This is a genomic window from Streptomyces catenulae, from assembly GCF_000718015.1.
Taxonomy (GTDB): Bacteria; Actinomycetota; Actinomycetes; order Streptomycetales; family Streptomycetaceae; genus Streptomyces; species Streptomyces catenulae.
Genome location: NZ_JODY01000002.1, coordinates 327,143 through 353,524 on the forward strand (window position 1 = coordinate 327,143; position 26,382 = coordinate 353,524).

24 protein-coding genes are annotated in these 26,382 nt (G+C 74.4%); 13 read left to right on the forward strand and 11 right to left on the reverse strand.

From position 1 onward, the window contains the following. Positions 1 to 59 precede the first annotated feature (59 nt). The gene (locus tag IF23_RS0103615) at positions 60 to 965 is read left to right on the forward strand and encodes a phosphatidylinositol-specific phospholipase C (RefSeq protein ID WP_030279656.1); all 906 of its coding nucleotides are present in this window, start codon (positions 60 to 62) and stop codon (positions 963 to 965) included. A gap of 61 nt (positions 966 to 1,026) precedes the next feature. Here the strand turns inward: IF23_RS0103615 and IF23_RS0103620 are convergent, their stop codons facing one another. Further along, on the reverse strand, positions 1,027 to 2,064 hold the full coding sequence (locus IF23_RS0103620) for a phosphatidylinositol-specific phospholipase C domain-containing protein (protein WP_030279658.1): 1,038 nt from the start codon (positions 2,062 to 2,064) through the stop codon (positions 1,027 to 1,029). Positions 2,065 to 2,263: 199 nt separating this feature from the next. Here IF23_RS0103620 and IF23_RS0103625 point away from each other — a divergent pair, with 199 nt between their 5' ends. Beyond that, positions 2,264 to 2,815, forward strand: a complete 552-nt coding sequence (locus tag IF23_RS0103625) for a DUF2165 domain-containing protein (RefSeq protein ID WP_051739162.1) — start codon at positions 2,264 to 2,266, stop codon at positions 2,813 to 2,815. 143 nt (positions 2,816 to 2,958) lie between these two features. Here IF23_RS0103625 and IF23_RS0103630 read toward each other — a convergent pair whose 3' ends face one another. Further along, on the reverse strand, positions 2,959 to 4,128 hold the full coding sequence (locus tag IF23_RS0103630) for an FAD-dependent monooxygenase (protein WP_030279663.1): 1,170 nt from the start codon (positions 4,126 to 4,128) through the stop codon (positions 2,959 to 2,961). Between the two features lie 336 nt (positions 4,129 to 4,464). Between IF23_RS0103630 and IF23_RS0103635 the strand changes: the two genes are divergently transcribed. The 4 genes from IF23_RS0103635 (at position 4,465) to IF23_RS0103650 (ending at position 7,624) form a co-directional block, all read left to right on the forward strand. Further along, positions 4,465 to 5,184 carry a PAS domain-containing protein gene (locus IF23_RS0103635; RefSeq protein ID WP_030279664.1) on the forward strand — a complete coding sequence of 240 codons (720 nt, stop codon included), beginning with the start codon at positions 4,465 to 4,467 and terminating at the stop codon, positions 5,182 to 5,184. A 64-nt stretch (positions 5,185 to 5,248) separates the two neighbouring features. Beyond that, the gene (locus tag IF23_RS0103640; protein ID WP_030279667.1) at positions 5,249 to 5,710 is read left to right on the forward strand and encodes a universal stress protein; all 462 of its coding nucleotides are present in this window, start codon (positions 5,249 to 5,251) and stop codon (positions 5,708 to 5,710) included. A gap of 125 nt (positions 5,711 to 5,835) precedes the next feature. Next, entirely contained in the window at positions 5,836 to 6,051 is a 216-nt protein-coding gene (locus IF23_RS0103645; protein WP_030279668.1) for a dodecin, read from the forward strand. A gap of 133 nt (positions 6,052 to 6,184) precedes the next feature. Then, positions 6,185 to 7,624, forward strand: a complete 1,440-nt coding sequence (locus IF23_RS0103650) for an amino acid permease (RefSeq protein WP_037677173.1) — start codon at positions 6,185 to 6,187, stop codon at positions 7,622 to 7,624. A 77-nt stretch (positions 7,625 to 7,701) separates the two neighbouring features. On the opposite strand, the gene IF23_RS0103655 is transcribed toward IF23_RS0103650, so the two are convergent. Beyond that, the gene (locus IF23_RS0103655; protein WP_030279672.1) at positions 7,702 to 8,175 is read right to left on the reverse strand and encodes a hypothetical protein; all 474 of its coding nucleotides are present in this window, start codon (positions 8,173 to 8,175) and stop codon (positions 7,702 to 7,704) included. A 407-nt stretch (positions 8,176 to 8,582) separates the two neighbouring features. On the opposite strand from IF23_RS0103655, the gene IF23_RS0103660 reads away from it, so the two are divergent. Beyond that, entirely contained in the window at positions 8,583 to 10,958 is a 2,376-nt protein-coding gene (locus tag IF23_RS0103660) for a GH92 family glycosyl hydrolase (RefSeq protein ID WP_030279674.1), read from the forward strand. A gap of 56 nt (positions 10,959 to 11,014) precedes the next feature. On the opposite strand, the gene IF23_RS0103665 is transcribed toward IF23_RS0103660, so the two are convergent. The 5 genes from IF23_RS0103665 to IF23_RS0103685 all read right to left on the reverse strand — a co-directional run bounded on the left by IF23_RS0103665 (position 11,015) and on the right by IF23_RS0103685 (position 16,698). Then, entirely contained in the window at positions 11,015 to 11,227 is a 213-nt protein-coding gene (locus tag IF23_RS0103665; RefSeq protein WP_030279676.1) for an EF-hand domain-containing protein, read from the reverse strand. A 54-nt stretch (positions 11,228 to 11,281) separates the two neighbouring features. Further along, complete coding sequence (locus tag IF23_RS0103670) at positions 11,282 to 13,738, reverse strand: excinuclease ABC subunit UvrA (protein ID WP_030279678.1); 2,457 nt, start codon at positions 13,736 to 13,738, stop codon at positions 11,282 to 11,284. Positions 13,739 to 13,758: 20 nt separating this feature from the next. Continuing rightward, a complete protein-coding gene (locus IF23_RS0103675; RefSeq protein WP_030279680.1) occupies positions 13,759 to 15,021 on the reverse strand; it encodes an NAD(P)/FAD-dependent oxidoreductase in 1,263 nt (420 codons plus the stop codon). Further along, positions 15,018 to 15,212 (reverse strand): ferredoxin, encoded by a 195-nt coding sequence (locus tag IF23_RS0103680; protein WP_030279682.1) that lies wholly within the window; start codon positions 15,210 to 15,212, stop codon positions 15,018 to 15,020. Before IF23_RS0103680 ends, IF23_RS0103675 begins: the two co-directional genes overlap by 4 nt. Before the next feature lie 295 nt (positions 15,213 to 15,507). Further along, entirely contained in the window at positions 15,508 to 16,698 is a 1,191-nt protein-coding gene (locus IF23_RS0103685; protein ID WP_030279684.1) for a CapA family protein, read from the reverse strand. Between the two features lie 165 nt (positions 16,699 to 16,863). Between IF23_RS0103685 and IF23_RS0103690 the strand changes: the two genes are divergently transcribed. The 5 genes from IF23_RS0103690 (at position 16,864) to IF23_RS0103710 (ending at position 21,670) form a co-directional block, all read left to right on the forward strand. After that, on the forward strand, positions 16,864 to 17,817 hold the full coding sequence (locus tag IF23_RS0103690; RefSeq protein ID WP_051739164.1) for an aminoglycoside phosphotransferase family protein: 954 nt from the start codon (positions 16,864 to 16,866) through the stop codon (positions 17,815 to 17,817). 340 nt (positions 17,818 to 18,157) lie between these two features. Next, the gene (locus tag IF23_RS30880) at positions 18,158 to 19,102 is read left to right on the forward strand and encodes a hypothetical protein (RefSeq protein WP_030279688.1); all 945 of its coding nucleotides are present in this window, start codon (positions 18,158 to 18,160) and stop codon (positions 19,100 to 19,102) included. A 186-nt stretch (positions 19,103 to 19,288) separates the two neighbouring features. Next, positions 19,289 to 20,062, forward strand: a complete 774-nt coding sequence (locus IF23_RS0103700) for a triose-phosphate isomerase family protein (RefSeq protein WP_245654870.1) — start codon at positions 19,289 to 19,291, stop codon at positions 20,060 to 20,062. 58 nt (positions 20,063 to 20,120) lie between these two features. Beyond that, positions 20,121 to 20,591, forward strand: a complete 471-nt coding sequence (locus IF23_RS0103705; RefSeq protein ID WP_037677178.1) for an RpiB/LacA/LacB family sugar-phosphate isomerase — start codon at positions 20,121 to 20,123, stop codon at positions 20,589 to 20,591. Positions 20,592 to 20,656: 65 nt separating this feature from the next. Continuing rightward, complete coding sequence (locus IF23_RS0103710; protein WP_030279694.1) at positions 20,657 to 21,670, forward strand: zinc-dependent alcohol dehydrogenase family protein; 1,014 nt, start codon at positions 20,657 to 20,659, stop codon at positions 21,668 to 21,670. Between the two features lie 9 nt (positions 21,671 to 21,679). Here IF23_RS0103710 and IF23_RS0103715 read toward each other — a convergent pair whose 3' ends face one another. Beyond that, positions 21,680 to 22,504 carry a helix-turn-helix transcriptional regulator gene (locus tag IF23_RS0103715; protein ID WP_030279697.1) on the reverse strand — a complete coding sequence of 275 codons (825 nt, stop codon included), beginning with the start codon at positions 22,502 to 22,504 and terminating at the stop codon, positions 21,680 to 21,682. A 188-nt stretch (positions 22,505 to 22,692) separates the two neighbouring features. On the opposite strand from IF23_RS0103715, the gene IF23_RS0103720 reads away from it, so the two are divergent. Further along, positions 22,693 to 24,165 (forward strand): MFS transporter, encoded by a 1,473-nt coding sequence (locus IF23_RS0103720; RefSeq protein WP_030279699.1) that lies wholly within the window; start codon positions 22,693 to 22,695, stop codon positions 24,163 to 24,165. Positions 24,166 to 24,183: 18 nt separating this feature from the next. On the opposite strand, the gene IF23_RS0103725 is transcribed toward IF23_RS0103720, so the two are convergent. Beyond that, entirely contained in the window at positions 24,184 to 25,341 is a 1,158-nt protein-coding gene (locus IF23_RS0103725; protein ID WP_037677181.1) for a glycoside hydrolase family 88 protein, read from the reverse strand. Between the two features lie 467 nt (positions 25,342 to 25,808). Beyond that, entirely contained in the window at positions 25,809 to 25,979 is a 171-nt protein-coding gene (locus tag IF23_RS34315) for a hypothetical protein (RefSeq protein ID WP_169749983.1), read from the reverse strand. Between the last annotated feature and the right edge of the window lie 403 nt (positions 25,980 to 26,382).

Sequence of the window (26,382 nt, forward strand, 5' to 3'; positions counted from 1 at the left end):
ATCACCTGTACGCACCGGTAGGTCCGGGCGTACGACGGACCAGGGCAGGGGTGGCGGGGATGGGACTGGATCGACGGGGATTCCTCAAGGGCGCGGCGGCGTTGGCCGGTGCCGGGATGCTGGCGGGCGCCGGTGCGGGCTCCGCGGTGGCCGCACCCGGCCGCCGTACGGCGACGGTCTCCGCGCAGAACTGGCTGGCCGCAGTCGGCGACGCCACCCCGATCCAGCGGCTCTCCATCCCCGGCACCCATGACTCGGGCGCCCGGCACGGCGGCCCCTGGGTGGAGTGCCAGAACACCTCGGTCGCCGAGCAGTTGGCGAGCGGCATCCGCTACCTCGACGTCCGCTGCCGCGCCATCGACGACGTCTTCGCCATCCACCACGGCGCGTTCTACCAGGAGTTGATGTTCGGCGACGTGCTCAACGCCTGCCGGGACTTCCTCGCCGCGCAGCCGTCGGAGACGGTGCTGATGCGGGTGCAGCAGGAGTACTCCGAGGTGGCGGCGGAGGAGTTCCGCCGGATCTTCGACCTCTATCTCGACACCAAGGGCTACCGCCCGCTGTTCCGGCTCGACGGCGGGCTGCCGACGGTGGGCGAGGCACGCGGCCGGGTGGTGCTGCTGGCGGACGCCGACGCCATGCCGGGCGTGCGCTACGGCGCGCCGGAACTGTTCGACATCCAGGACGACTACATGACCGAGCCGCTCGGGAAGTTCCCGAAGATCGAGGCGGAGTTCCGCAAGGCGGTCGCCGAGCCGGGCAAGCTCTTCGTCAACCACGTCAGCACCGCCGCGCTGCTGCCGCCCCGCTCCAACGCGGACCGCCTCAACCCGAAGGTCAAGAGCCTGCTGGAGGGCGAGGGCGCCGACTGGCAGGGGCTCGGCGTCGTCCCGATGGACTTCCCCAACGAGAACGGACTGGCCGAAACGCTCATCCGGCACAGCATCGGCGACGCGCTGGCGTAGGCGCCCCGCGGGCCGAAAAAGGAGCGGCGTGCCGGACCCCGCCGGGCCCGGCGCGCCGTCGTCACTTCCCGCCGCGCGGCTCCACCGTCTTCAGGACGGACGGCAGCGGATACCAGTCGGCGGTGGTGAAACTGGCGTGCTCACCGGCGAGTTGCCGGACCCGGGCCAGGGCATCGCCCTCGGACGGGTGGGTGCCGTCGATCGCCGGGGCCACCTTGTGGGCGTCCGTCATGATCAGCAGGTAGTGGCGGGTGTCGTACCAGGCGGTGTCGGTGCCGTCGGCGAGATACGCCGAGGCATCGCCGTCGAACATCACGAACCACGGGCGGAGCGAGGCGTCCTCGTACCGGCTCCGGGGGTCACCGGGGGCCGCGCCGTGCACCGCGGGGAAGGCCGTGGAACGCTTCAGCTCGCCCCGGGCGGCGAGGTCCTTGAGGTGGCGGGCGTACTCGACGTCGGTCCAGAGCTTGTCGAGGGGGTTCTTCTCCTCGACGGTGCCGGGGATCAGCTCGAAGAGGAACTTGCCCTTGAGCGCGTCCCGTTGCGGCCAGCCTCCGGCGCGGACCGCCTCGTCCGGGGTGGCGTGGCTCCCGGTGAGGTCGCCGGGTCCGTAGACCGCGTCGCCCAGCTTGGCGCGGACGAGGGCGTCGAAGGCGGCGGGGCCACGGCCGCCCTTGTCGTTGAAGCCGTCCTTCATCTCGACCTTGATGAGCACCGGCCGGTGGTCGGGGTGGGCGTCGTGCCAGGCGCGCATATCGGCGAGGCAGCCGCCGAAGTCCTGGTCGCGGCCCTTGGTGCGCAGATCGGCGGGGGTGGTGGCGCCCTCGCAGTTGCTGTTGTTGCCGAGCGGATTGCTGTGCGAGACGCGCCAGGAGCGGCCGAAGCCGTTGGTCCAGACGTCGATCTCGACGAGCGAGGCACCGGAGTCCAACGCATCCGCGAGATAGGGGTACTTGTCCTTCTCGTAGGCGTTGTGGACGCCGACGGAGGTGCTGGTGGCGTAGGTCATCGGGGCCGTCTCCGCGCCCGCGGTGGCCGCCACCGTGATCAACCCGGCCGCCGCCACGGCCACCGCCCCTGCGCCCCACGCCTTCTTCATCGTCCCGCTCTCCCTCTCGCTCCGCGACCGCGCACCGCGCCGCCGTCCGCCGGTCGCTCACCCGGTCGAATGGGCAGCATCGTACGGGAGTTGACCTCGGGCGGGGAACGGAAACGGCAGGTCGGGCACGTTCGGGCGGCAGTCGTGGCAGGCTGCACGGGCCGTGGCCGCAGGGGCCCGGCGGAGCAGAGGAGCAACCATGTCCGAACGGACCCCGCGGAGCGGATTTCCGGTCGCCGCGGTCGTGCTGACCGGAATCGTCGCGCTGTACATGGCACTCGTCGCGTTCGGCAACATCACGGATTTCGGCACCAATCAGGAGTTCGTCCGTCATGTGCTGGCGATGGACACGACGTTCCGGGACGAGGACCTGATGTGGCGGGCGGTGACCTCCCGCCGGGTGCAGGACGGCGCATACATAGCGATCATCGTCTGGGAGACGCTGGCCGCGGCGCTGCTGACGGTCGGCGCGCTGTGGTGGGCGCTGCGGCTGCGGCGGGATTCCCCGGGGCGGGCGCGGACGGTCGCGGTGGCCGGGCTGGTGATGGTGCTGATGCTGTTCGGCGCCGGGTTCCTCGCGGTGGGCGGTGAGTGGTTCGCGATGTGGCAGTCGAAGCAGTGGAACGGGCTGGACGCGGCGACCCGCAACTTCACGGTGGCGGGCCTCGCCCTGCTGGTGGTGCAGGGCGCGGGCACGGGACACCGCGAGGAACACGACCGGGACGCCTTCTCGGACCGGACGGACTATTGACGGAGGGACTGCTGACGGAGGGGCTGCTGACGGACGGACTCCTGACGGACGGATTACTGACGGTCCGCCGGGAGGCGGTGTCCCGGGGCGCTCCTACGGGCGGGGCGCCCCGGACGGCGGCCCTGACCCCTCGGGCCCGCGCCTCACCACGTGATCCGATACCCCGTCAGCCAGTCCGGGCCGCCGTCCCCCTCGGCCCGGGGGCTCTCCTCGGCCGCCCGTCGCCGGTCGCCCTCCGGGGTGCCGACCCGCCCGGCCAGACCGGCGCTGGTGGCGACCACTCTCTCGACCCGCTCGCGCCGCGCCGCCTCGAACACGGCGTACGCGGTGGGCGCGGCGTCGTGGTCGCGCAGCGCACGGGCGAGGACCACACCGTCCTCGACGGCCATCGAAGCGCCCTGCGCGGCGTTGGGCGCCGCCGCGTGCGCCGCGTCGCCCAGGATGACGAGCGGGCCACGGTGCCAGCGCGGGGTGCGGGCGAGATCGTAGGAGCCGGAGGCGACGACGGTGTCACCGGCCGCCGCGACCAGGGCGGCGGCGGGGGTCGCGTCGTCCGCGAAGAGCGCGGTGAGGCGGGCGCGCCACCCGGCGGCGGTCGGGCCGCCGCCCCGGGGCAGCTCCGCGCCGGGCACATTGGCGAACCACCACACCTCGCCGTCGGGCGCCCGGGTACAGCCGAGGAAGCCCCGCGCACCGGCGACCATGGTGTAGGTGCCGGGCGCCAGGTCGACGTCGTCGGCGCGGGAGCGGCCGCAGACCGTGTGCTGCCCGGTGTAGCGCGGACGCGGGGCGCCCGGGTCGATGAGGGTGCGGGTCACCGAGTGGAGCCCGTCCGCGCCGATGAGGACGTCCCCCTCGGCGGTGGTCCCGTCGGCGAAGGCGGCCACCACCCGCTCGCCGCCTGCGCCGGGCACGGTCTCGGCGCCGGTCAGCCGCTTGCCGTGGTGGACGGGGATGCCGCGGCGGACCGCCTCGTCGTGCAGTACGCGGTGGAGGGTGGCCCGGCGCAGGGTGCGCGGTCCGAGACCGGCGCCGTCGCCGCCGGAGATCGGGCGTTCCCCGCGCGGCGCACCGTCCGCGCCGATCAGGGCGACCCGCCGGGCCGGGAAGGAGTGGTCGACGACGGGCCCGTGCGCGTCGATCACCCGTAACGCCTCCAGGCCGTTGGTGAAGACCACCAGGAAGGCGCCGACATCATCGGCGCCGGTCGGATACGCCTCGAAGATCTCCGCCGCGATGCCCGCCTTGTGCAGCGCCAGCGCGGTCACCGTGCCCGCGATGCCGCCGCCGACGATCAGAGCCTTCCTCGCCATACGCTCCCCTGTTCCGGCACCGGCCGCGCCGGACCGGCGAAGGCGGCGTGGCCCGGCGCCGCGCCGTGTGCCCCGGGCCCGGGCCCGGCGGCCCCGTCAACGTACCCGCCGCTCCCCCGCGCCCGCCGGGGAACGCCGTGACCGGCCACGGGCGCACCGCACGGCCCGGGGCGCGATCCGGTGGGCAACCCCTAATCTCCCGCCGTCGGCGGTTCTGCGGTGCAGGTCGACGCGGTGGATCGCGGGTTTAGGGGTATCCCGTCCGGGGCGGCGACTGCATGATTGTGCAGTGGGTTTCCCGCCGGAGTGAGGCGGGACGAGGAGGGTCGACAGGGCATGGCGGACGGAGCCGAGCCGGGCACGGTGCGCAGCGGAGCACCGGACGGAGGCGGTCCGCGGACCGCCGGGAACGCGCCGGAGGAGGTGCCGCCCCCGCCCGGACCGGCCCCGCAGAATCCGTGGCGCAACCACTTCCTGGCCCTGCTCGACCGGCTCCCGCTGCCGATCGCGGTGTGCCGGGCGGACGGCGGGGTGCTGATCGCCAACCCCGCGATGGCCGCCGAATGGGGCGTCGCCCCGGGCCGCCTCTGCGGCCGCAACCTGCTGGATCTCTTCCGGCCGCGGGACACGGCCCAGTTGGACCGGCTGACGGAGGCGCTGCGGCTCGGCCGCCGCTCGCGGTACCCGGTGGCGGTCGGCTGGCGGGGGACGGACGGGGTGACGCGGCAGGGTGAGCTCTCCCTCGACCCGGTGGGCGACCCGTCGGCGCGGCCCCCGGCGCTGCTGGCGCTGCTGAAGGTCCGGGAGCAGACGGCGCCGCCGCCCGCCCCGCGCGGCCGGGTCAGCCCGGTGGAGGGCCGGATCCTGGCGCTGGCCGCGGGCGGCGCCACCACCGCCGCGATCGGCTCGGCGCTGGGCCTGACCGTGGACGGCGTCAACTACCACCTCTCCCGGCTGGCCCGCCGCTGGCGGGTGCAGGGCCGGACCGCGCTGGTGGCCCGGGCCTATGTGCTGGGCGTCCTGGAGCCGGGCAGCTGGCCGCCGCGGGCCGCCTGACCGGGTATCGCGCCACCCGGTGCCCGGCCGCCCGTCCGGACAGACGTACGGATAACCTCAAGGGGTGGCGGACAACCAGCAGCCCGCGTTCGAGCGGGGCACGGACGGCCCGAAGGTCATCGTCGTCGGCGTCGACGGCTCGGACTCGTCGTGGCGCGCCGCCGCCTACGCCGCCGGGCTGGCCCGCCGCCAGGGCGCGAAGCTGGCGCTGGTCTACATCCAGCCGCTGCTGCCCGCCGGGGCGACGATGGGCGCGCCGGTCGTCGACACCACCCATGAGGTGGCCGAGGAGTTGATGGCGGAGATCCGCCGGTCGACGGAGCGGTTGCAGGGGCTGTACCGGATCCGCTGGGAGTTCCACACACTGCGCGGCGACCCGTACGCCGGGATGGTGCAGATGGCCGACGAACTGCAGGCGGACGCCGTGGTCGTGGGCGCCTCGGAGTCGGCCGGGCACCGCATCATGGGCTCGGTGGCGGTCCGGCTGGTGAAGACCGGGCGCTGGCCGGTGACGGTCGTCCCGTAGGGGATGTCCCGGGGCCGGGACGCCCGGCGGCGCACCGGGCGGGTCAACTCCGCTGGTGGGCCGGGGTGTGCTGGGGCACGGTGAGAAGGCACGGGCGGAGCGCCGCCCCGGCCAGGGAGACCACCGTGACGAACCACACCTACCGGGTGACCGAGATCGTCGGCACGTCCCACGAGAGCGTCGACGCCGCGATCCGCAACGCCGTACGGCGCGCCTCGCAGACCCTGCGCAACCTCGACTGGTTCGAGGTGTCCCAGGTGCGCGGCAACCTCGCCGACGGCGATATCGAGCACTACCAGGTCTGCCTGAAGGTCGGATTCCGGCTGGAGAGCGCGGACTGACACCCTCCGCGGTGTGCCCCGGTGAACTCCCCGCCCGGCCGGCGTGAACACCCGGGGAGACGCCTTCCCCGCCGGCCGTCGAGGGTCCATCATGAGCCGCCGTCAGGCCACGACGGAGGTACGGAGGTCACCAATGGGGTTGCGTCCGGGACACGGTGTACTGCGCCGCAAACCGATCGAGCACATCGAGGAGGCCGAGGGCGGCTCCGCCCAGCAGCTGACGCGGGTGCTGGGGCTGTGGCAGCTGACCGCGATCGGTGTCGGCGGGATCATCGGCGCCGGGATCTTCACGCTGGCCGGAACCGTCGCCAACGGCAAGGCCGGACCCGCCGTGCTGATCTCCTTCCTGATCGCGGGCGTGGCGAGCGCCGCGGCGGCGTTCTCGTACGCGGAGTTCGCCGGTCTGATCCCGAAGGCGGGATCGGCGTACACGTACGGCTACGCGGTCCTCGGTGAGCTGGCGGGCTGGTTCATCGGCTGGGACCTGCTGCTGGAGTACACCGCGATCGTGGCGGTGGTCGCCATCGGCATCTCCGGCTACTTCAGCTTCCTGGTGGGCGAGATGGGGGCGAAGCTGCCGGACTGGATGCTGGGCGCGCCGGGCACCGGCCCGGGCCACCGGGTGGACCTCTTCGCGGCGGTCCTCTGCCTGCTCATCGCGTATCTGCTGACGCTGGGCATCAAGAACGCGGCCCGTTTCGAGATGATCGTGGTGGGGCTGAAGGTGCTGGTGGTGGTCGGCGTCATCGCGATCGGCTTCTTCCACATCAACACCGCCAACTACCATCCGTTCTTCCCGTTCGGCGTCAGCGGCGCGTTCACCGGCGCGGCCACCGTCTTCTTCGCCGTCTTCGGCTACGACGCGATGAGCACGGCGGCCGAGGAGTCGAAGGACGCCCAGCGCCACATGCCGAAGGCGATCATCTACTCGCTGGTCATCTCGATGGTGCTGTACGTCCTGGCCTGTCTGGTGCTGACGGGGATGCAGAACTACAAGGACATCGACCCGGAGAGCGGGTTCTCGTCGGCGTTCAAGTCGGTGGGGCTGAGCAGCATCGCGGACGTCATCGCGGTCGGCGCGATCATCGGCATCCTCACCGTGATGTTCACCTTCATGCTGGGTGTGACCCGGGTGTGGTTCTCGATGAGCCGGGACGGGCTGCTGCCGAAGTGGTTCGCCAAGACCCATCCGACCCGGCATGTGCCGACCCGGGTGACCTGGATCGTCGGGGTGGCGTCGGCGGCCATCGCCGGTTTCCTGCCGATCGGCGAGGCGGCGGAGCTGACGAACATCGGCATCCTGCTGGCGTTCGTGGTCGTCTGCATCGCGGTGATCGTGCTGCGCTACAAACACCCCGAACTCCCCCGCACCTTCCGCACCCCGGGCATGCCGGTGGTCCCCGCGCTCGGGGTGCTCTTCTCGCTCTGGCTGATCACGTTCCTGGAGTGGCAGACCTGGGTCCGCTTCGTGGTGTGGTTCCTGATCGGCCTGGGCGTGTACTTCGGCTACTCCTACCGCCGTTCGGAGGTCGCGAAGGCGGAGCGCCGGGAGGCGGAGGGCCCGACCCCCTGACGGCGGCCACGCGGCCGGTACGCGGACGGCGGGCCCCGGGAGTGTTCCGGGGCCCGCCGTCCTGGGTGCGTCGGGGATCAGAAGACGAACGGTCCCGGGTCCTGGGGGCCGGTGGCCTTGCAGGTGGCGGTGATACCGAAGACGACGACCTTGAGGGAGGTGGCCTCCAGCTTGTCGCCGGAGGCGACGGTGCCGGTGAGCGGGCCGGTGCTGACGGCGCTGCCGGAGGGGATCTTCGGGTTGGAGCTGCCGCTGAAGGTGGCGGTGTCCGAGCCGTTCTTGGTGAGGGTGAGGGTGGACTTGACGGAGTTCGCGGCCACGTCGATCGGGGCGGTGACGGCCGAGGTGGAGACGCTGATGGTGGCGGCCGTGCCGTCCTGGGTGGCGGTGAGCGTGGCGGTGCCCTTGCCGTAGGTGCCGCAGTCGAAGCCGAGGGTGGCGGTGTCGGGGTTCACCGCACCGGCGGCCGGTGCCATGGCGAGGGTGCCGACGAGTGCCGCGCCGACGGCGAGGGCGCTGCCGAGGGCCTTGCCGAGCTTGCCGTGTCTCATGTGGTCCGCCTTCGTGGGGGGGGGCGATGAGGTGGTCGGGGCACCGGCCGTCGTGGTGCGGGCGGCGGGCGTCCGCGCGGGGCCGCGGCGCGGTCCCGTGCCCGGCACACGGATCTGACGTGTGTTCAGCAACCTGAATGCGGTGCCCATTGAGGCATGGCCCCGCGAAGAGAACAAGGCACTGCCGCGGAATTTTTTGACGTGTCATCGTCAAGACACCGGGGCGCGGGCCCGCGTTCCCGCACCGGTCCGCCCTCTTGACGGGTACCGGGCCGCCCCCAAGAATGAGCCCGCCCTGACAACGTTGTCGGCTCGCTCGTCGCGTCGGCCCGGTGCCCGCCGTGCCGGTGCCCGGTGCCCCGCCGCGTCCAGTGGGCCGCGCCGCGCTCACTCCCGGAGGTCCACCCATGCCATGGCCCCGTCGCACCCGGCTGCGCACCGCCGGTGCGGTGCTGGCGGCCGCGCTCGTCGGGGGCGCGCTCGCGGCCCCCGCCGCGCAGGCCGCGCCCCCGTCCGGCCGCCTCACCGACCTCGTCAACCCGTTCATCGGCAGCCGCAACGACGGCAACACCTACCCGGGCGCCGCCGTGCCGTTCGGCATGGTGCAGCTCTCCCCCGACACCGGCCACACCACGGGCTACGACTACGACGACGACCACATCCGCGGGTTCAGCGCCGTGCACATCTCCGGTGTGGGGTGCGGTCTCGGCGGCGATCTGCCGGTGCTGCCGACCACCGGCGAGGTCACCGAGACCGACTACGCCAAGTACGCCGCGGCCTATAACCACGACGACGAGTCGGCCCGCCCCGGCTCGTACCGCGTCAAGCTCACGTCGTACGGCGGGATCGGCGCGGAGCTGACCGCCACCGCGCACACCGGGCGGCAGCGGTACGTCTTCCCGGCGACGGAGAAGGCCAATGTGCTGCTCAACGCGGGGCAGGCGCTGCACAAGGTGGTCTCCAGCCGGGTCGAGGTGCTGGACTCGCGCACCGTGCGCACCGCCGTCACCGGCCGCGGCTTCTGCCAGGACACCCAGCCGTACACCGTCTACACGCTCACCCGCTTCAACCGGCCCTTCGCCTCCTACGGGACGTGGCGGGGCGACAGGGTGACGGCCGGGTCGAAGAGTTCGACGGCGGCGGGGCGGCACGGGGCGTACGTCCGCTTCGACACCCGGAAGGGCCGCGTCGTCGAGGCGACCACCGCGATCAGCTATGTGGACGCGGCGGGCGCGGCGCGCAATCTGCGGGCGGAGGGCGGTTCCTCGTTCGACCGGGCGCGGGCCGCGGCCGACGCGGCGTGGGAGCGGCGGCTGGGGCAGGTGCGGGTGGCCGGCGGCGAGCCGACGCTGCGGCGGACGTTCTACTCGTCGCTCTACCGCGCGTTCCTCGCCCCCAACACCGGCACCGATGTGGACCGCCGCTACCGGGGCTGGGACCAGCGCGTCCACACCGCGCGCGGGTTCACGTACTACCAGAACTGGTCGCTGTGGGACACCTACCGCACCCAGGCGCAGCTTCTCGCGCTGCTCGCGCCACGGGAGTCGCGGGACATGGCGCTGTCGGTGCTGCGGATCGGCAAGGAGAGCGGCTGGCTGCCCAAGTGGGGCTACGGCACGGTCGAGACGAACATCATGACCGGCGATCCGGTGACGCCGTTCCTGACCAACGCCTACCGGCAGGGGCTGCTGGCCGGGCACGAGGAGGAGGCGTACGCGGCGCTGAGGCGGAACGCCGACGGGGTACCGCCGGCCGACTCACCCGCGGTGGGCCGGGAGGGCAATGCGGAGTACGTCCGGAACGGCTACGTCCCGTTCCTCAAGGGCCGTCCGCACACCAAGCCCGGCGACTCCGACTTCGACCACGGCGGCTCCGCGACGCTCGAATACGCGCTGGCGGACGCGGCGTTGGCGGGGATGGCGCGCGATCTGGGGCATACGGCGGACGCCGACCGGTACGCGGCCCGCGCGCAGAGCTACCGAAAGATCTTCGACGCCTCGACCGGCTTCTTCCGGGCGCGGGACGGGCAGGGCGCGTTCACCGGGCCCGCCGATCCGGCGAAGAGCGAGGGGTTCCACGAGGGGACGGCGTGGCAGTACCAGTGGCTGGTGCCGCAGGACCTGCCCGGAATGATCTCCCTCATCGGCGGCAAGGCGAAGGCCACCGAGCGGCTGGACTCCTTCTTCGCCTACGACAAGCTGCTGGCGGACCCGGAGAGGACCGCGCGCGAGGTGTGGGTCAACGGTCCGTACGACTACTACAACGCGGACAAGTACAACCCGCAGAACGAGCCGGATCTCATCGCTCCGTACACCTATCTGTCGACCGGTCAGCCGTGGAAGACGACGGATGTGGTGCACGCGGCGCTGACGCTCTTCACGGATACGCCGACCGGGATGACCGGCAACGACGATCTGGGGACGATGTCGGCGTGGATGGTGCTCTCGTCGATCGGGGTGTTCCCCGTGCAGCCCGGCACCGACACCTGGGGGCTGAGCACCCCGGTCTTCGACCGCGTCGATCTCCGGCTGGACCGGCGGTTCCACCCGGCGGGCCGCTTCACCGTGACGGCGCCCGGCACCTCGGCGACCGACCGCTACGTACAGTCGGTGCGGCTGGACGGCGCCGGGCGGCAGCGGACGTATCTGACCACCGACGAGCTGCGCGGGGCGCGGGAGTTGGCGTTCACCGTGGGTGACGCGCCGTCGGGGTGGGGCACCGGGGCGGCGGATGCGCCGCCGCCGATGACCGCGGCGGACGGGCGGCCGGGCCGCACCGGCTGAGCACGGGCGGTGTCCGGGGCGGGCGGCGGGTGCCGCGGCCCGCCCCGGACGGACGTTCAGCCCTGGAGCGAGGCCCAGAACTCGTCGAAGGACATCCGGCCGTCGCCGTCGGTGTCCTTGGAGTTGATGATCGTCTGGGCGGTGGCGCCGGTGAGGTACCGGTCACCCATCTCGGCCATGGCACGCCGGAACTCCTCGGCGGTGACCAGGCCGTCGCCGTCCTCGTCGAACCGCGCGAACTGCTCCCTGGCCTTCTCGATGTCTGCCATGTGGGCCCCCTTCGTGTGCTGGACGATCCGTGCCGCTGATGCGACCCGCGTACCTTAACCCGCAGGTCGGACCCCGGCGCGGGCCAGGTAGGGCGCGGTACGGCTGCCGGGGGCGGCGGCGACCTGCCCCGGGGTGCCCGCGGCGACGATCCGGCCGCCGTCCGCGCCGCCGCCGGGCCCGAGGTCGATGACGTGGTCGGCCCCGGCGACCACCCCCATGTCGTGCTCGACGACCACGACGGTGTGCCCGGCGTCCACCAGCCCGTGCAGCTGACGCAGGAGCACCTCGGTGTCGGCGGGGTGGAGTCCGGTGGTGGGCTCGTCGAGCAGGTAGAGGGTGTGGCCGCGGCGGGTGCGCTGGAGTTCGGTGGCGAGTTTGATGCGCTGGGCCTCGCCCCCGGAGAGTTCGGTGGCGGGCTGGCCGAGCCGCAGATAGCCGAGGCCCACCTCGCGCAGGGTGCGCAGGCTGCGGGCGGCGGCGGGGACGTCGGCGAGGAACTCCGCGGCGGTGTCGACGGTCATCGCGAGGACGTCGGCGACGGTCCGGTCCCGGTAGGTGATCTCCAGGGTCTCGGGGTGGTAGCGGGCGCCGTGGCAGGCGGTGCAGGGGGCGTAGGTGCCGGGCAGGAAGAGGAGTTCGACGGCGACGAAGCCCTCGCCCTGGCAGGTCTCGCACCGTCCGGCGGCGACGTTGAAGGAGAAGCGTCCGGCGGTGTAGCCGCGGGCGCGGGCGGCGTCGGTGGCGGCGAAGACCTTGCGGACCGCGTCGAAGAGTCCGGTGTAGGTGGCGAGGTTGGAGCGCGGGGTGCGGCCGATGGGCTTCTGGTCGACGCGGACCAGCCGGTCGACGGCGGACAGGCCCTCGGCGGCGGCGATGCGGGCGCGGTCGTCGGCGGCGTCCTCGGCGCTCCCGTCGTCCTGGGGCCCGGCCGGTTCCTCCGCGGTGCCCAGGTGGTCGCGGACGGCGTCGGCGAGGACCCGGGTGACGAGGGTGGACTTGCCGGAGCCGGAGACGCCGGTGACGGCGGTGAAGACGCCGAGCGGGAAGTCGGCGTCGAGTCCGCGCAGGTTGTGCAGGGTGACGCCGCGCAGCGCGAGCGTGCCGGTGGGCGTGCGCGGGGTGCGCTCCGGGGGCGGCGCGGGGTCGAAGAGGAAGCGGCGGGTGGCGGACTCCGCGGCGTCGGCGAGCCCGGCGACGGGGCCGGAGTGCAGGATCCGGCCACCGTGCTCACCCGCGCGCGGGCCCACGTCGACCAGCCAGTCGGCGCTGCGCACCACATCCATGTCGTGCTCGACGACGAAGAGGGAGTTACCCGCCTCCTTGAGCCGCCCGAGGACGGCGAGGAGGGATTCGGTGTCGGCGGGGTGGAGCCCGGCGGAGGGTTCGTCGAGGACGTAGACGACGCCGAAGAGACCGGAGCGGAGTTGGGTGGCGAGGCGCAGGCGCTGGAGTTCCCCGGCGGAGAGGGAGGGCGCGGGGCGGTCCATGGCGAGGTAGCCGAGGCCGAGTTCGGTGAGGACCTCGATGCGGGAGACGAGGTCGCGGGCGAGGGTGGCGGCGACGCCGTCGTCGTCGCGGCGGGCGGTGGGGGCCAGCAGTGCGGCGAGTGCGCCGAGCGGGCGGGCGGCCAGGGTGGCGATGTCGTGTCCGGCGAAGGTGACGGCGAGCGCCTCGGGGCGCAGCCGCCGTCCGGCGCAGACCGGGCACGGTTCGGTGAGCAGGAAGCCGCGGACCCGGGTGCGCAGCGTCTCGCTCTTGGAGTCGGCGAAGGTGTGCAGCACATAGCGGCGGGCGCTCATGTACTGGCCCTTGTACGGGCGTTGGATACGGCCCGCCTCGCGGACCGGTTCGACGGTGACGACGGGCTGTTCGTCGGTGAAGAGGATCCAGTCGCGTTCGGCGGAGGGCAGTTCGCGCCAGGGCCGGTCGATGTCGTGGCCGAGGGTGGCGAGGATGTCGCGGAGGTTCTTGCCCTGCCAGGCGCCGGGCCAGGCGGCGACGGCGCCCTCGCGGATGGTCAGCGCGGGGTCGGGGACGAGGGAGTCCTCGGTGACGCGGTGGACGCGGCCCAGTCCGTGGCACTCGGGGCAGGCTCCGGCGGCGGTGTTGGGCGAGAAGGCGTCGGAGTCGAGGCGGGCGGCGCCGTCGGGGTAGTCACCGGCGCGGGAGAAGAGCATCCGCAGGGAGTTGGAGAGGGTGGTGACGGTGCCGACGGAGGAGCGGGCGGACGGCGCGGAGCGGCGCTGCTCCAGGGCGACGGCCGGGGGCAGTCCGCTGACCTCCTCGACCTTGGGCGCGCCGACCTGGTGGATCAGGCGGCGGGCGTAGGGGGCGACGGACTCGAAGTAGCGGCGTTGCGCCTCGGCGTAGAGGGTGCCGAAGGCAAGTGAACTCTTGCCCGATCCGGACACCCCGGTGAACGCGACCAGCGCGTCCCTCGGGATGTCCACATCGACGGTGCGGAGATTGTGCTCACGGGCGCCGCGCACCCGTACGTACGAGTCGGTCATCCCTCCATGATCGGGCACCGTCAGGCCGGGGCGAGAACCGCCCGGGCGCGGGCGCGTGCCTCCTCCCAGGGCTGCGGGGTGGCGACGACGGCGCGCAGCGCCCTGACCTGGCGTGGCGGCAGTCCGGCGGCGAGGACGCCGGTGGCGGCGCCGTCGCGTCCGTAGAGGGCGACGGCGCTGCGCGCGGCGCGGTCGAGGACGGTGGTCTCCGTGCGGTCGGCGTCCGCGGTGAGCCCGTACGCCTGGAGCTTGATGCCGTACTGGTCGGACCAGAAGTACGGGACGGGGGCGAAGGGGCGGCGCTCGGGGGTGTCCGGGCCGGGCGCGGTCTCCGCGGCGAGTTCGGCGAGGAGGTTGCGGGCGGCGGCCATGCCCTGTTCGGTGGCGTTCATCCGGTGCTCGAAGCGGAGCGGGACGCCGTGCAGCGGGTGGTCCCAGCGGGCCACGTCCCCGGCGGCGTAGATGCCGGGCGCCGCCGCGCAGTAGGCGTCGCAGCGCAGCCCGTCGGTGGTGTCGAGGGCGGGCTCGCCGCGCAGCCAGTCGACGGCGGGGTCGGAGCCGATGGCCAGCAGGACGGTGTCGGCGGGTACCTCGGTGCCGTCGGTGAGGCGGACGCCGCCGGTCGTGCCGGGCACCGGTCCGGTGAGGAAGTCCGCGACGTCGCCGGTGAGCAGGTGGACGCCGCGGGTGCGGTGCTCCTCGGCGAGCAGCATGCCGACCTCGGGCCCCACCGCGCGGGCCATCGGGAAGGCGTCGCGTCCGATGAGCGTCACCTCGTGTCCCAGCTCCCGGGCGACGGCGGCGGCTTCGCAGCCGAGGACGCCGTTGCCGACGACGGCGAGCCGGTGTCCGGCTCCGGCCAGCCGGGCGCGGAGGGCGACGGCGTCGTCGAGGGTGCGCAGGGTGAGGACGCCGTCGAGGGCGTCCGCGCCGGGCAGGGTGCGGGCGGTGACGCCGGTCGCGACGACGATTCCGGCGCAGGCGAGGCGGGCGCCGTCGTCGAGGGTGAGGGTGCGGGTGGCGGCGTCCAGAGCGGTGGCGCGGGTGCCGAGCCGCAGGTCGAGGTCGAGCGGGGCGAGTTGGTCGGCGGTGCGCAGCAGCAGCCGTTCGCTCTCCCAGGTGCCGTGGAGCAGCTGCTTGGACAGCGGCGGCCGGTCGTACGGCAGATGGGGTTCGTCGCCTATCAGGGTGAGCGGCCCGGTCCAGCCGGAGCGGCGCGCCGTCTCCGCGGCGGCGAGTCCGGCGGCGGAGGCGCCGACGACGGCGAGGGGGCGGGCGGTCATGCGTGCAGCTCGATGACGCCGGCGGGGCAGAGGGCGGCGGCTTCGCGGACCGCGTCGTGCCGTTCGGCGGGCGGTGTCCCGTCGAGCAGGACGACGGTGCCGTCCTCGTCCCGCTGGTCGAAGACCTCGGGGGCGGTGAGCACGCACTGGCCTGCGCCGCAGCACGCGTCGGCAGCAACGGTGATCTTCATGGCCGGCAACTCCTGGGGGGTGTGGGCGGGTTGGGTTCGATCTTCCGGCGGAATGGACGGTACCTCCGTCGGCGGACGGCGGGCAGGGCGCACCCGCCGCGGGCCGACATTCCGGTACGGACCGGCGCTCCGCCCGGGGCCGGGATCCGGCCCGGCGCGGGGCGTCGGCGCCCCGTACCGGCCGTGTACCGGAATGTCCGCCGGGCGCCCGCAGCGGCGGGCCGGGGCGCGGGCCGCCCGGTCCGCCGCACCGCCGCCCGCCCCCGCGTGTCCGGGCGCCGACCGTGTCCCGCGCTCAGCGTCCCGCCTTCAGCCCCGATGCGGCAGCCCCCCTGCTGAGCACGGTCTTCCCGATCGCGGCGCGTTCCTTGACCCACAGTTTGGTGCGGTTGAGGTTGATGCTGCGCAGCGGCCGGCCATGGGTGATGAGCTGTGGGACGTACTCCGCGTCGGTCACCTGCCAGCGCTCGCCGGGCCGCTCCGGCGGGGCGAAGCGGAAGCGGGCGACGGTGCCCCAGTTGCCCTGCCACTTCTTCATGGCTCCGGTGATCTGGTCTCCGAGCCCGTAGACCACCCACACACCGTTGACCCTCTCGTACGCCTGCGGGGCGCGGGTGCCGGTGCCCAGGAGCAGGTCGAGGTCGGGGCGGCCGTCGGTCTGCGCCGCGGTCAGGGCGCGGGCCAGGGCGAGTTGGGTGGCGTCGGGGACGGAACCGTACTCGGTGCCCCACTCCACGCTGACCACGACGAGGTCGGCACCGGCGCGGCGGGCGGCGCGGGCGTCGGCGACGATCCGCTGTTCGTCGACGAGGTTGACCGCCCAGGGTTTGCCGCCGCGGGCGGCGGCCCGGCGGTCGCCGAGGGCGTAGGAGAGGTGCGCGACCTCGGCGCCGCCGCGCGCCCGCAGCAGCGCGGGGCGGGAGCCCTCGGCGGCGTCCCGCGCCGATCCGGTGTGCCGCATCCCGACGGTGTCCAGCGCCTCCAGGGTGGTGCGGACCCCGGCGTCGCCGCGGTCGAGGGTGTGGCCGGAGGCGGTGGCGCAGGAGTCGAACCCGGCGTCCTTGAGGGCGGTGGCGACCTGGGGCGGGGCCTGGGCGGCGCCGGAGCTGGTGAAGGGGCCGGTCAACGGGCCGAGCGGGGTCCCCAGATGACACAGCGCGAGGTCCGCCTCGGCGATGACGGGTTTGATCCCCTTGAGCATCGGCCGGTAGTCGTACCCGGTCGGCGCCCCGGCGTGGTGCGCGAAGTCCGGCGCGTCGTCCTGCGCGGTGTCCAGGACCTCCGGGTACGAGGCGAGGACCTCCCCGGACGCGACGAGGGTGAACGGCGCCTTGGCGGCCGAGGGTGGCGGGGCACCGCCGTGCCCGCCCGCCGCGGCCGGTGCGGACGGGGCCGGGCGGGGCGGCGGGGCGGCCGGGGGCGCACCGCAGCCGACGGCGAGGGCGGCGACCAGGACGGTCACGGCAGAGCGGGGGTACAGGTTCATTCCTGACGCATATCAAGACGATTCTTCGGATAAGCAGCGGAAAGGGTGGATTGCGGGGATATCGCCCGGACGGCCGCCCGGCCCGCTCGGCGGCGTGGGCGCGACGGCGTCGGGGCCGGGCGGGCGCCCCTCCCGCCGCGCCCCGCCCGCCTCTACGCTGCCTGTATGGACGACACCGGCGGCCACCCCGCCACGGACCGTTTCCCGCCCGGCCTGACCATGCTCCGTACGGTGCGGCGTACGGCCGACGGGCGGTCCTGGCTGGCGCGGCTGCCGGAGCTGGTGCGGGCGGCGGAGGAGCGGTGGGGGCTGCGGCTGGGCGCCCCGTACGACGGTGGCAGCTGTTCCTGGGTCGCGCCCGCCACGCTGCCGGACGGTGCGCCCGCCGTCCTCAAGGTCGGGCTGCCGCACCGCGAGGCCGACGGCGAGGCGCCCGCGCTGCGCGCCTGGGCGGGCGAGGGCGCCGTACGGCTGCTCGACCACGATCCGGCGCTCGGGGCGCTGCTCATCGAGCGGTGCGCACCGGGTACCCCGCTCGCCGCCGCGCCGCTGCCGCCGGAGGAACGGCTCACCCTCGCCGCCGAGGTGCTGCGCGGTCTGTGGGCGGTGCCGCGCCCGGCGGACGGCGGGCCGGAGTCGATGGTGGCGGTGTGCGACGAGTGGGCCGCGCTGGTCGAGGAGCGCGCCGCGCACCTGCCCGCCGGGTACGACGCCGGGCTGGTGGCGCTGGGGGCGCGGCTGCTGCGGACGCTGCCGCGCGGGGCCCGGCGTACGGCGGTGGTCCACGGCGACGCCAACCCGGGCAACCTCCTCGCCGCCCGGCGCCGCCCCTGGCTGGCCATCGACCCCAAGCCGATGACCGGCGACCCGGCGTACGACCCGTGGCCGCTGCTGCTGCAGATCGACGACCCGTTCACCCACCCCGACCCGGGCCCGGTGCTGCACGCCCGCGCCCGGTTGCTCGGCGCCGCCCTGGCCGAGGACCCGGCGCGGCTGCTGGCCTGGGCGGCGGCGCGCGGGGTGGAGAGCGCGCTGCACGAGGCGGCGCACGGCGACCCGGCGGGCGGCGCGGACGCGTTGCGGCGGGCGTGGGTGGCGGCGGAGCTGGCGGGGTGCTGAGCGCCCGCCCGGGCAGGGCCTGAGCGACGGCTTCCGGGGTTCCCGACCGGCGCTTCCCGTACCGGCCGCCCGCCGGACATCGGAGGTGTGCCCCTCGGGGCATCTGCCGCACCACGGCCCCAACTCCACGTAGCGCACCGGCAATCCCCCTCGCACCGCACGTCAACCCCCCTTTCCCGCACCGCGTTGGCCCGTCCGGAATGTGTTCACCCCTCCGACGTACGCCCCGTGCGGGGGCTTCCGGAACGTCCGGTGGGGCACCACCATGCGGAGGGGCCGGCGCGGCGGGCGGCCGTTCGTGTGCGCCCGTTCCCCGCCGCGCGCGCCGACTGGAGGCCGCATGGCCGTCGAACCGTCCCCGTCCCACCGCTCCCCCGCCTCCCCGCCGGGACGCCGCGCCCCCGGGGCGCCGACCCTGACCGCGGCGGGCAGAGGCGAGGACGGGGTGGCCGGGCGGGAGGCGGAGCCCGGCGACTCCTGGGTGCGGCTCCTGGCCGACGCCGACCCCGTCTGGCGGCGGCTGCCCGCGGCGTGGCAGGAGGCGCCGTTCCTCGGGAACGCACTGCTGGGCAGCTGGGCGTCGGCCGAACCGGACGGGCACGCGGTGCGGTTCACCGTGCAACAGGGCGAAGTCCCGGCGCAGCGGCCGGAGTCGGGGGCACCGTTCGGTCCGGTACGGCCGCCGGTGGGGCACTTCACGCTGACGCCGTGCGGCGCGGTCACCGCGGCGGACTGGCGGCTGCGGCTGCGCGAGGCGGAGCTGACCGGCACCCTCACCACCGACCGCGGCACCCTCACGGTCCGCGCGCTGGTGCACACCGCGCGCCCCGTGCTCGCCGTCGAGGTGGTCCCGAGCGCCGGGGAGCGGGCGTTCCGCTGGCGGTTCCGTCCGGCCGGGGCGGACGGGCCCGAGGGGGACACCGGTCCGCCGCCCGTCCGGGTCGAGGAGCACGCCGCGGCGCACGCCGCCGTGCGACCGCTACCGGACGGCGGGGCGCAGGTGACGGCGTGGCGGGAGCGGGCCGACGGGTACGGGGCGCGGACGCTGTACGCGGCGGTCGTCCCGGCGCACCCGGACCGCGCGGCGCGGCGGCGGGCGCTGCGGGTGGTGCGGGACGCCACCGCGGAGCCGTACGACGCGCTGGCGGCGGATCACCGGTCGTGGTGGCACACCTATTTCCACCGCGGGCTGCGGGCCGTGGCGGACTCCCGGTTGCAGCGGAACGACGGGATCCAGCTCTACCGGGCGGCGTTCCTCCCTCCGCCGCGCGAGGGGCTGCCGTAGCTTCCGGCCGACCTGCCGAGGGGGACGGCGCGGCCGGGGCACGGGGCGCCGGGGGTGTCCGGCGGCGGCAGGCCCGCCGCCGGACACCCCCGCACGGGCCGAGCCCCGCATCACACCTACTTTGTGAAATTCACGTCTTGATCTGAGAACTTCACATGTGATTCTGTTTGAAGCATCATGAACGACGTGATCCCTGAGAACTCGACGTCTTCCGTGCGCCCGCGCCCGGTGGTCGGCGTCTCGCTGAAGCTCTACTTCGGCCTGGCGCAGACCCGGGCCTGGCTCGCGGAGGTGGCCGCGCTCCGCGACGCCCTCACCGCGCTCCCCCGCCCCGTCGACCTCTTCGTCCTCCCCGCCTTCCCCGCCCTCGCCGACGCCCGCGACCTACTGGCCGGGACCGGCATCGGCTACGGCGCCCAGGACGTCCACTGGGCCGAGAACGGCGCCTGGACCGGTGAGGTCTCCGCGGGCATGCTCGCCGAGACCGGCGCCCGCTACGTCGAGATCGGCCACGCCGAGCGCCGCCGCCACTTCGGCGAGACCGACGAGACGGTGGCCGCCAAGACCCGCGCCGCCACCCACGCCGGGCTGATCCCCGTGATCTGCGCCGGTGAACGCCGCGCCGACGGCCTCGCGGACGCCGTCGCGGAGACCCTCACCCAGGTCCGCGCCGCCCTGTCCGGCGCCGTCCCCGGCAGCGAGATCGTCATCGCGTACGAGCCGGTCTGGGCGATCGGCGCCCGCGAACCGGCCCCCGCGCACCACGTCCGGACGGTCGCCGACGCGATCCGCGGCGCGCTGCGCGACCACGACGTCCGCGGGCGGCTGATCTACGGCGGCACCGCGGGCCCCGGCACCTACACCGAACTGGACGGCGCCGTCGACGGACTGTTCCTGGGACGTCTCGCCCATGACACCGAGGGCCTGCGCAAGGTCGTCGAAGAGATCGCCGGTGGCTGATCCGAGCCGCCTTCCCGCACCCACCCGGCCGCACGGCCCCGCCCCGTCAGGAGACCCCGTGACCACCGCCCAGGACCCCGTCCGTATCGCCATCGGCGCCGACGACGCAGGCATCGTCATGCGGGACGCGATGATCGCCTACCTCACCGACCGCGGCTACCCCGTCACCGACCTCAGCGCCGCCCCCACCGAGGACTACCCGGACGTCGCCGAGCGCGTCGCGCGGAGCGTGGCCCGCGGCGACCACGAGCGGGCCGTGCTGATCTGCGGCACCGGCATCGGCATGGCCATCGCCGCCAACAAGGTCCCCGGCATCCGCGCCGCGCAGATCCCCGACAGCTACAGCGCCGAGCGCGCCCGCAAGTCCAACGACGCCCAGATCGCCTGCTTCGGCAACCGCACGATGGGCGTCGAAGCCGCGCTGGTCTGCCTGGAGCACTGGCTGGCCTCGGAGTTCGCGGGCGGCGGCTCGGCGCCCAAGGTCGAGAAGATCCGGCAGGTCGAGTCCCGTAACCTCCTCACCGCCTGACCCACCGAGCCCTCCCAGGAGCCCCGCCCCTCTCCCGCACCCTCTTCCGAAAGGCGGTAGCGACCATGCGCGCCGTTGTCATCGAGGAACCGAACAAGCTCTCCGTGACCACCGTCGCGGACCCCACCCCGGGCCCCGGCGAGGTGGTCGTCAAGGTGACCGCCGCCGGACTGTGCGGCACCGATGTGCACATGCTCGCGGGCGAGTTCGGGCCCACCCGCTACCCGGTGATCCCCGGCCACGAGTTCTCCGGCGAGATCGTCGCGGTGGGCGCGGGCGTCACCGGCTACGCGGAGGGCGACGCCGTCGCCGCCGACCCGGCCATCTACTGCGGCGCCTGCCACTTCTGCGCCATCGGCCGCGGCAACCTCTGCGAGCGGTGGGGCACCATCGGCATCACCGTCGACGGCGCCTGCGCCGAGTACGTGAAGGTCCCGGTCGGCAACCTCTACCGGCTGCCGGAGACCGTCCGCCTGGAGCACGCCCCGCTCATCGAGCCGCTGTCGACGATCGTCCGCGGCTTCGACATCGTCGACCCGCAGCTCGGCGACAACTTCCTGATCTACGGCGCGGGCACCATGGGCCTGCTCTACCTCCAGGTCGCCCGCCGGGCCGGTGCCGCCTCCGTGTCCGTCGTCGACCTCAACGAGGACCGGCTGGCGGTCGCCCGCCAACTCGGCGCCGACGCCGTCGCCACCACCGCCGACGCGCTGACCGACGACCACCCGCGCGGCTGGCAGGTCGTCACCGACTGCACCGGCAACATCCGCGCCATCGAGGACGGACTGACCCGGCCCATCCGCGGCGGCACCTTCCAGCAGTTCGGCTGCGCCCCCGACCAGGAGAAGGCGCAGTTCTCGCCGTTCCGCATCTACAACGACGAGATCCGCATCGTCGGCAGCATGGCGATCCTGCACAGCTACGGCCGCGCCGTGGAGTTGCTGGGCAGGGGCGTCATCGACTCCGAGACGATGATCACCCACCGCTTCGGTCTCGACCGGTACGCCGAGGCGCTGGAGACCTTCAAGAAGGGCACCGGCCGCAAGCTCCAGATCGTCCCCGACGGATCGGCCGACTGACCCGTCGGCTCAGGGCCCGCGCGTCAGCTCCGGCAGCCGGGCGGCGGTCCCCTCGTCCGAGGGCAGGCACGACACCACCGTGACGCCCGGCGCGTCGACCGCCGCCAGCTTGACGTAGTCGAACGTCAGCAGCCCCAGCCGGGGATGGGCGAAGCGGCGGCGCGTCGGGCGGAACTCCGCCACGTCGTGCCTGCCCCACCAGCCGCGGAACTCCTCACTGCGGGCGCACAGTTCCGCGGTCAGCTCCTCGAACGCGGCGTGGCCCGGGTGGCGGTCGGCGTGCGCGCGGTACTGCTCCAGCAGCGTACGGGCCTGATCCGGCCAGTCGACGAGGAGCGTACGGACCGGCGGATGGGTGAACACCCGGCGCAGCAGATTGGGCACCGGGTCCGCCCACCCCGCCGGGTCGCCGATCAGCCCGGCCTCGGCGCGGTTCCAGGCCAGTAGATCCCAGTTGGGCGCCACCGCGTAGGCCGGATGCGGGTCCAACGCGTCCACCAGGCGTTGCAGCGCCGGGCCGCCGTCCGGCACCGGAGCCGGGCCGGGCGGGGCGTGCCCGGCCAGCGCGGCGAGATGGCGGGCCTCGGCCGGGGAGAGCCGCAGCACCCGGGCCAGGCTCTCCACCACCTGACGGCTCACGGTGATGTCACGGGCCTGCTCCATCCACGTGTACCAGGTGACGCTGACACCGGAGAGCGCGGCGACCTCCTCACGGCGCAGCCCGGGCGTGCGCCGCCGCGGCCCGGTGGGCAGCCCGGCCGTCTCCGGGGAGATCCGTTCGCGGCGGGAGCGGAGGAACTCCGCCAGAACCCGGCGCCGTTCCCGGTCCGCCATCACACCGCTCCGTCCACGGGCCCCGCGCCCGCCCGCTCCCCGCCCCGCGCTCCGGGGCGTCCGACCGCCCGCCAGCGTAACGCCCGTACGGCGCGGACGCGTTCGCCCGCGGGCCCCAGGGTGGTACCCCCACCACCAGCATCAACGGGCTCTGTATCCCGGCCGCCCCGCCGACCAGGCTCGGCGGCATGACCATCCCCCGGCCACCCGCCGCCCCCGCACCGTCCGTCCCGGCTCCCGCCCCGGAAGCGGTCTTCCCCGCCCCGTGGCGGGCCCTGTCCCTCGTCCTCGTCGGCGTGTTCATGGCCGTGCTGGACACCTTCGTCGTGCTGGTGGCGGCGCCCGCCGTCCAGGCCGGTCTGCACGCCTCCGACGCCGACACCCAGCTGATCCTGGCGGGCTACCAACTCGCCTACGCCCTCGCCCTGGTCACCGGCGCCCGGCTCGGCGACCGGTACGGCCGCAGACGCTGCTTCCTCCTGGGCACGGGCGCCTTCACCCTCGCCTCGGTGGCCTGCGCCACCGCGCCCACCGCCGGTGCGCTGATCGCCGCGCGGGTGGCCCAGGGGCTGGCCGCGGCGGTGCTGTTCCCGCAGGTGTTCGCGGTGATCCAGGTGGTGCTGCCGCCGGAGCGGCGGGCCCGGGCGTTCGGCGTCCTCGGTGCGGTGATCGGCCTCGCGGGCGTCGCGGGGCAACTGCTCGGCGGCGTTCTGCTCGCCGCCGACCTGTTCGGCGCCTCCTGGCGGCCGCTCTTCTGGATCAACGTCCCCCTCGGCGTGCTCACCCTCGCCCTCGCCGCGGTGTACGTCCCCGAATCGCGCGCCGCCGAACGGCACCGCCCGGACCTGGCGGGCACCGCGGTGCTCACCGTCGCGCTCGGTCTGCTGATCGTGCCGCTGATCGAAGCGCACGGCGCCGGTGGGGCGCCGTGGATCTGGGCCGGTCCGGTCGCCGGGGCGGCCGCGCTGTACGCGTTCGTGGTGGTCGAGCGGCGGATCGAGGCGCGCGGCGGGACGCCGCTGCTGCGCCCGCGGCTGCTGGCCGACCGCGCCTTCACCACCGGTATCGCGCTGGTCCTGCTGGCGTACTGCGGGATCAACTCCTTCTTCCTGATCCTCTCCCTCACCCTCCAGGACGGCCTCGGGCTGGACCCGTTGGCCGCCGGGCTCTGCTACGTCCCGTTCGCGGCGGCGTTCTTCGCGGGCAGCGTCGCCACCGGGCGGGCCTCCCGTCCGGGGCGGCGGTTGCTGCGGACCGGGGCGTGGATCCTCGCGCTCGGCCACGCCGTCACCCTCGCCGTCGTCACCGTCCGCGGCGCCGCCCTCACCCCGTGGGCGCTCGTGGGGCCGCTGCTGCTGGTCGGGCTGGGCAACGGCGTACTGGTGCCGCCGCTGCTGCACACCGTGCTCGCCGGGGTCCGCCCCGCCGAGATCGGGATGGCCTCCGGAGTGCTCTCCACCGGCCAGCAGGTCGGCGGCGCGGCCGGGGTCGCCGTCCTCGGCCTGGTCTTCTACGGCACGCTGGGCGGCGCCGCCCGGCACGACACCGGCGCCTACGCCCATGCGCTGGCCGCGGCGCTCGTTCTCAGCCTCGGCCTGGCGCTGGCGGTCGGGGCGTTGCTGCGGTGGCTGCCCGGCGGGGAGGCGCCGGGCAGCCGGTGACCGCCGGGCGGTCCGGGCCTACCCCACGAGCGCCGCCAGCTCCGTCCCCGCGAGCAGGAGCCCGCCGACGCCGAAGTCCGCGGTGGTGTCGCGGCCGACCGGCTGGCCCGACTCCGGCCGGTCCCCCTCGGGCTGGACGTAGCCGAGGAAGCCGTCCGGGTGCAGAGCGTGGGTGACCAGGGCGTGCCAGGCGCGGGCGGCGACCGGCCGGAAGAGGCGGGCCGGGACGAGTCCGGTGCGCAGCGCGTAGGCCGTCGCGTAGAGGAAGAAGACGGTGCCGCTGGTCTCGGGGCCGGGCAGGTGCGCGGGGTCGCCGAGGTCGACGTTCCAGAAGCCGTCGGGGCGCTGGATACGGCGGAGTGCGCGCAGCTCGGTGAGGAGGGCGGTGCGGTAGGCGGGCGCGTGGCGGTGGTCGTCGGGGAGCGCGGTGAGCACCTTGGTGTGGGCACCGGCGACCCAGCCGTTACCGCGCGACCACAGCACCGGTCGGCCGTCCGGGGAAACGATTCCTCCGGGCAGGAAACGTTTGTCGCGGTACCAGAAACCGCTGGTGGGATCGTAGAGCCCCGGGCCGCCCTCGGCGTTGCGGGTGTGGGTGTAGAAGGTGTGCATCGCCGTCGCGTAGGAGTCGTCGCCGCGGAGCGCGCCGAGGCGGGCGAACGGCGGCATCGCCATGTGCAGCGCGTCGTCCCAGGTCCAGTCGGAGTGCCGGTCCGCCGCGGAGTCGACCATCGCGCGCACCGACGCGTCCAGCGCCGCGATCTTCGCCTCGTCGGGTGCCGGGTCCAGTGCGTACAGGTCCAGGTACGCCTGGCCTGCGCACTGGTTGTCGGCGTGGCGGGTGGTCGGGCCGTCGTTGAGACCGTAGTCGTGTTTCTCGGCCCAGCCGCGGGCGTAGGCGGCGTAGCGGGGCTCGCCGGTCAGCCGGTGCAGGGCGAGCAGTCCGCTGAAGAAGGTGGCGCGGGCCCATCTGTTGTCGCCGGGGTCGGTGTGCGCCCCGATCCAGTGGTCGGCGACGCGCCGCAGCACGGCGATGATCTCCGCCCGTGCGGGCAGTCCGCCGCCCGCGGCCGTCCGCTCCGCCGCCGCGGCGCGGTCGCCGCCGCCCGTGAACGGGGAGAGGCCACCCCCTACGGCCAGGACGGCGCCGGTGGCGAGAAAGTGCCGACGTTCCATGACACACCCCTTCCGGGTACGACGATCGGGCACGAGCACCACGGGACGGGCCGGGGCCGGGGGCTGCCCGGACGGGGCGACGCGGGGCCGCGGGCGGCACCGGCGGAGCATGCGGTGGGGCCCGGCGCGACCCATCCCGTTCACGTACGGGAACGCTGTTCGTTCATGGGAAGCGGTGCCATGGTGACAGTGGAGCCCACGGTTCGGAAGAGGGCCCGGCGCCGGAAGGGGAGAGGGCCGGACGGGCGCCGTACCGCCCGGGCAACGGCCCGTCCGGGCAACGCCGTTCGGTACGCGGGAGCGCCGTGCCGCGTGCGGGCGTCGCCCGCCGGTACACGACGACGGGGAGCGGCAGCCGATCGCTGCCGCTCCCCGTCGTGCGCCGCTCCCGGACGGGAACGGGCGGTTGCGGTGCCGGATGTGCCCTTCGCGCCCGGCCCGGGCGGGACCGGAAGGGGGCTCCGGGGTCAGTCGATGCCGCGGAAGATGTGCGGCTCGACGGGCTCCTCGTCACAGCCGGCGAGCCGGACCGGAGCGCCACGCCCCCAGACCTCAAGGTTGCGGACTTCCTTGATCCGGCCGGGGCGTTCGCCCTGCTTCGGGCGGGGCTCCTTGTACTGCGTCTTGTCGAATGCCACCACGCACTCCTTCAATCAGAGGTATGGGTCCCGACGCGGTGGCGCCTCGTTCACAAACCGGGAGATCGGCCAGGGTTTGTGGCGTTCCCGCGACGGGCCAAATGGTGTTGGCGTCTCCCAGAAGGGGCGTCCGTCGTCCCCCACCCTAACGACACCTAACCCCTACCGCGCGACTTTTTCCGTCGGCTTTGCCCCGCTCTCCGCGCAATGGCGGTGATCCGCACCGCGTCGGCCCCGGTCACCGGCCCGGGCGGGGTGGCCGACGGGTGCCGCGGCCGCCCTGCGGGGCCCGCCATTCGGATGACCGCCACCCCTCCGGCCGGGCGCCGCCGCCCGGACGTACCGGCGCGTCGGGTGGCGTCCGGAGCGTCTGCCCGCGGGACGGCACCGGGCGGTGCTACCC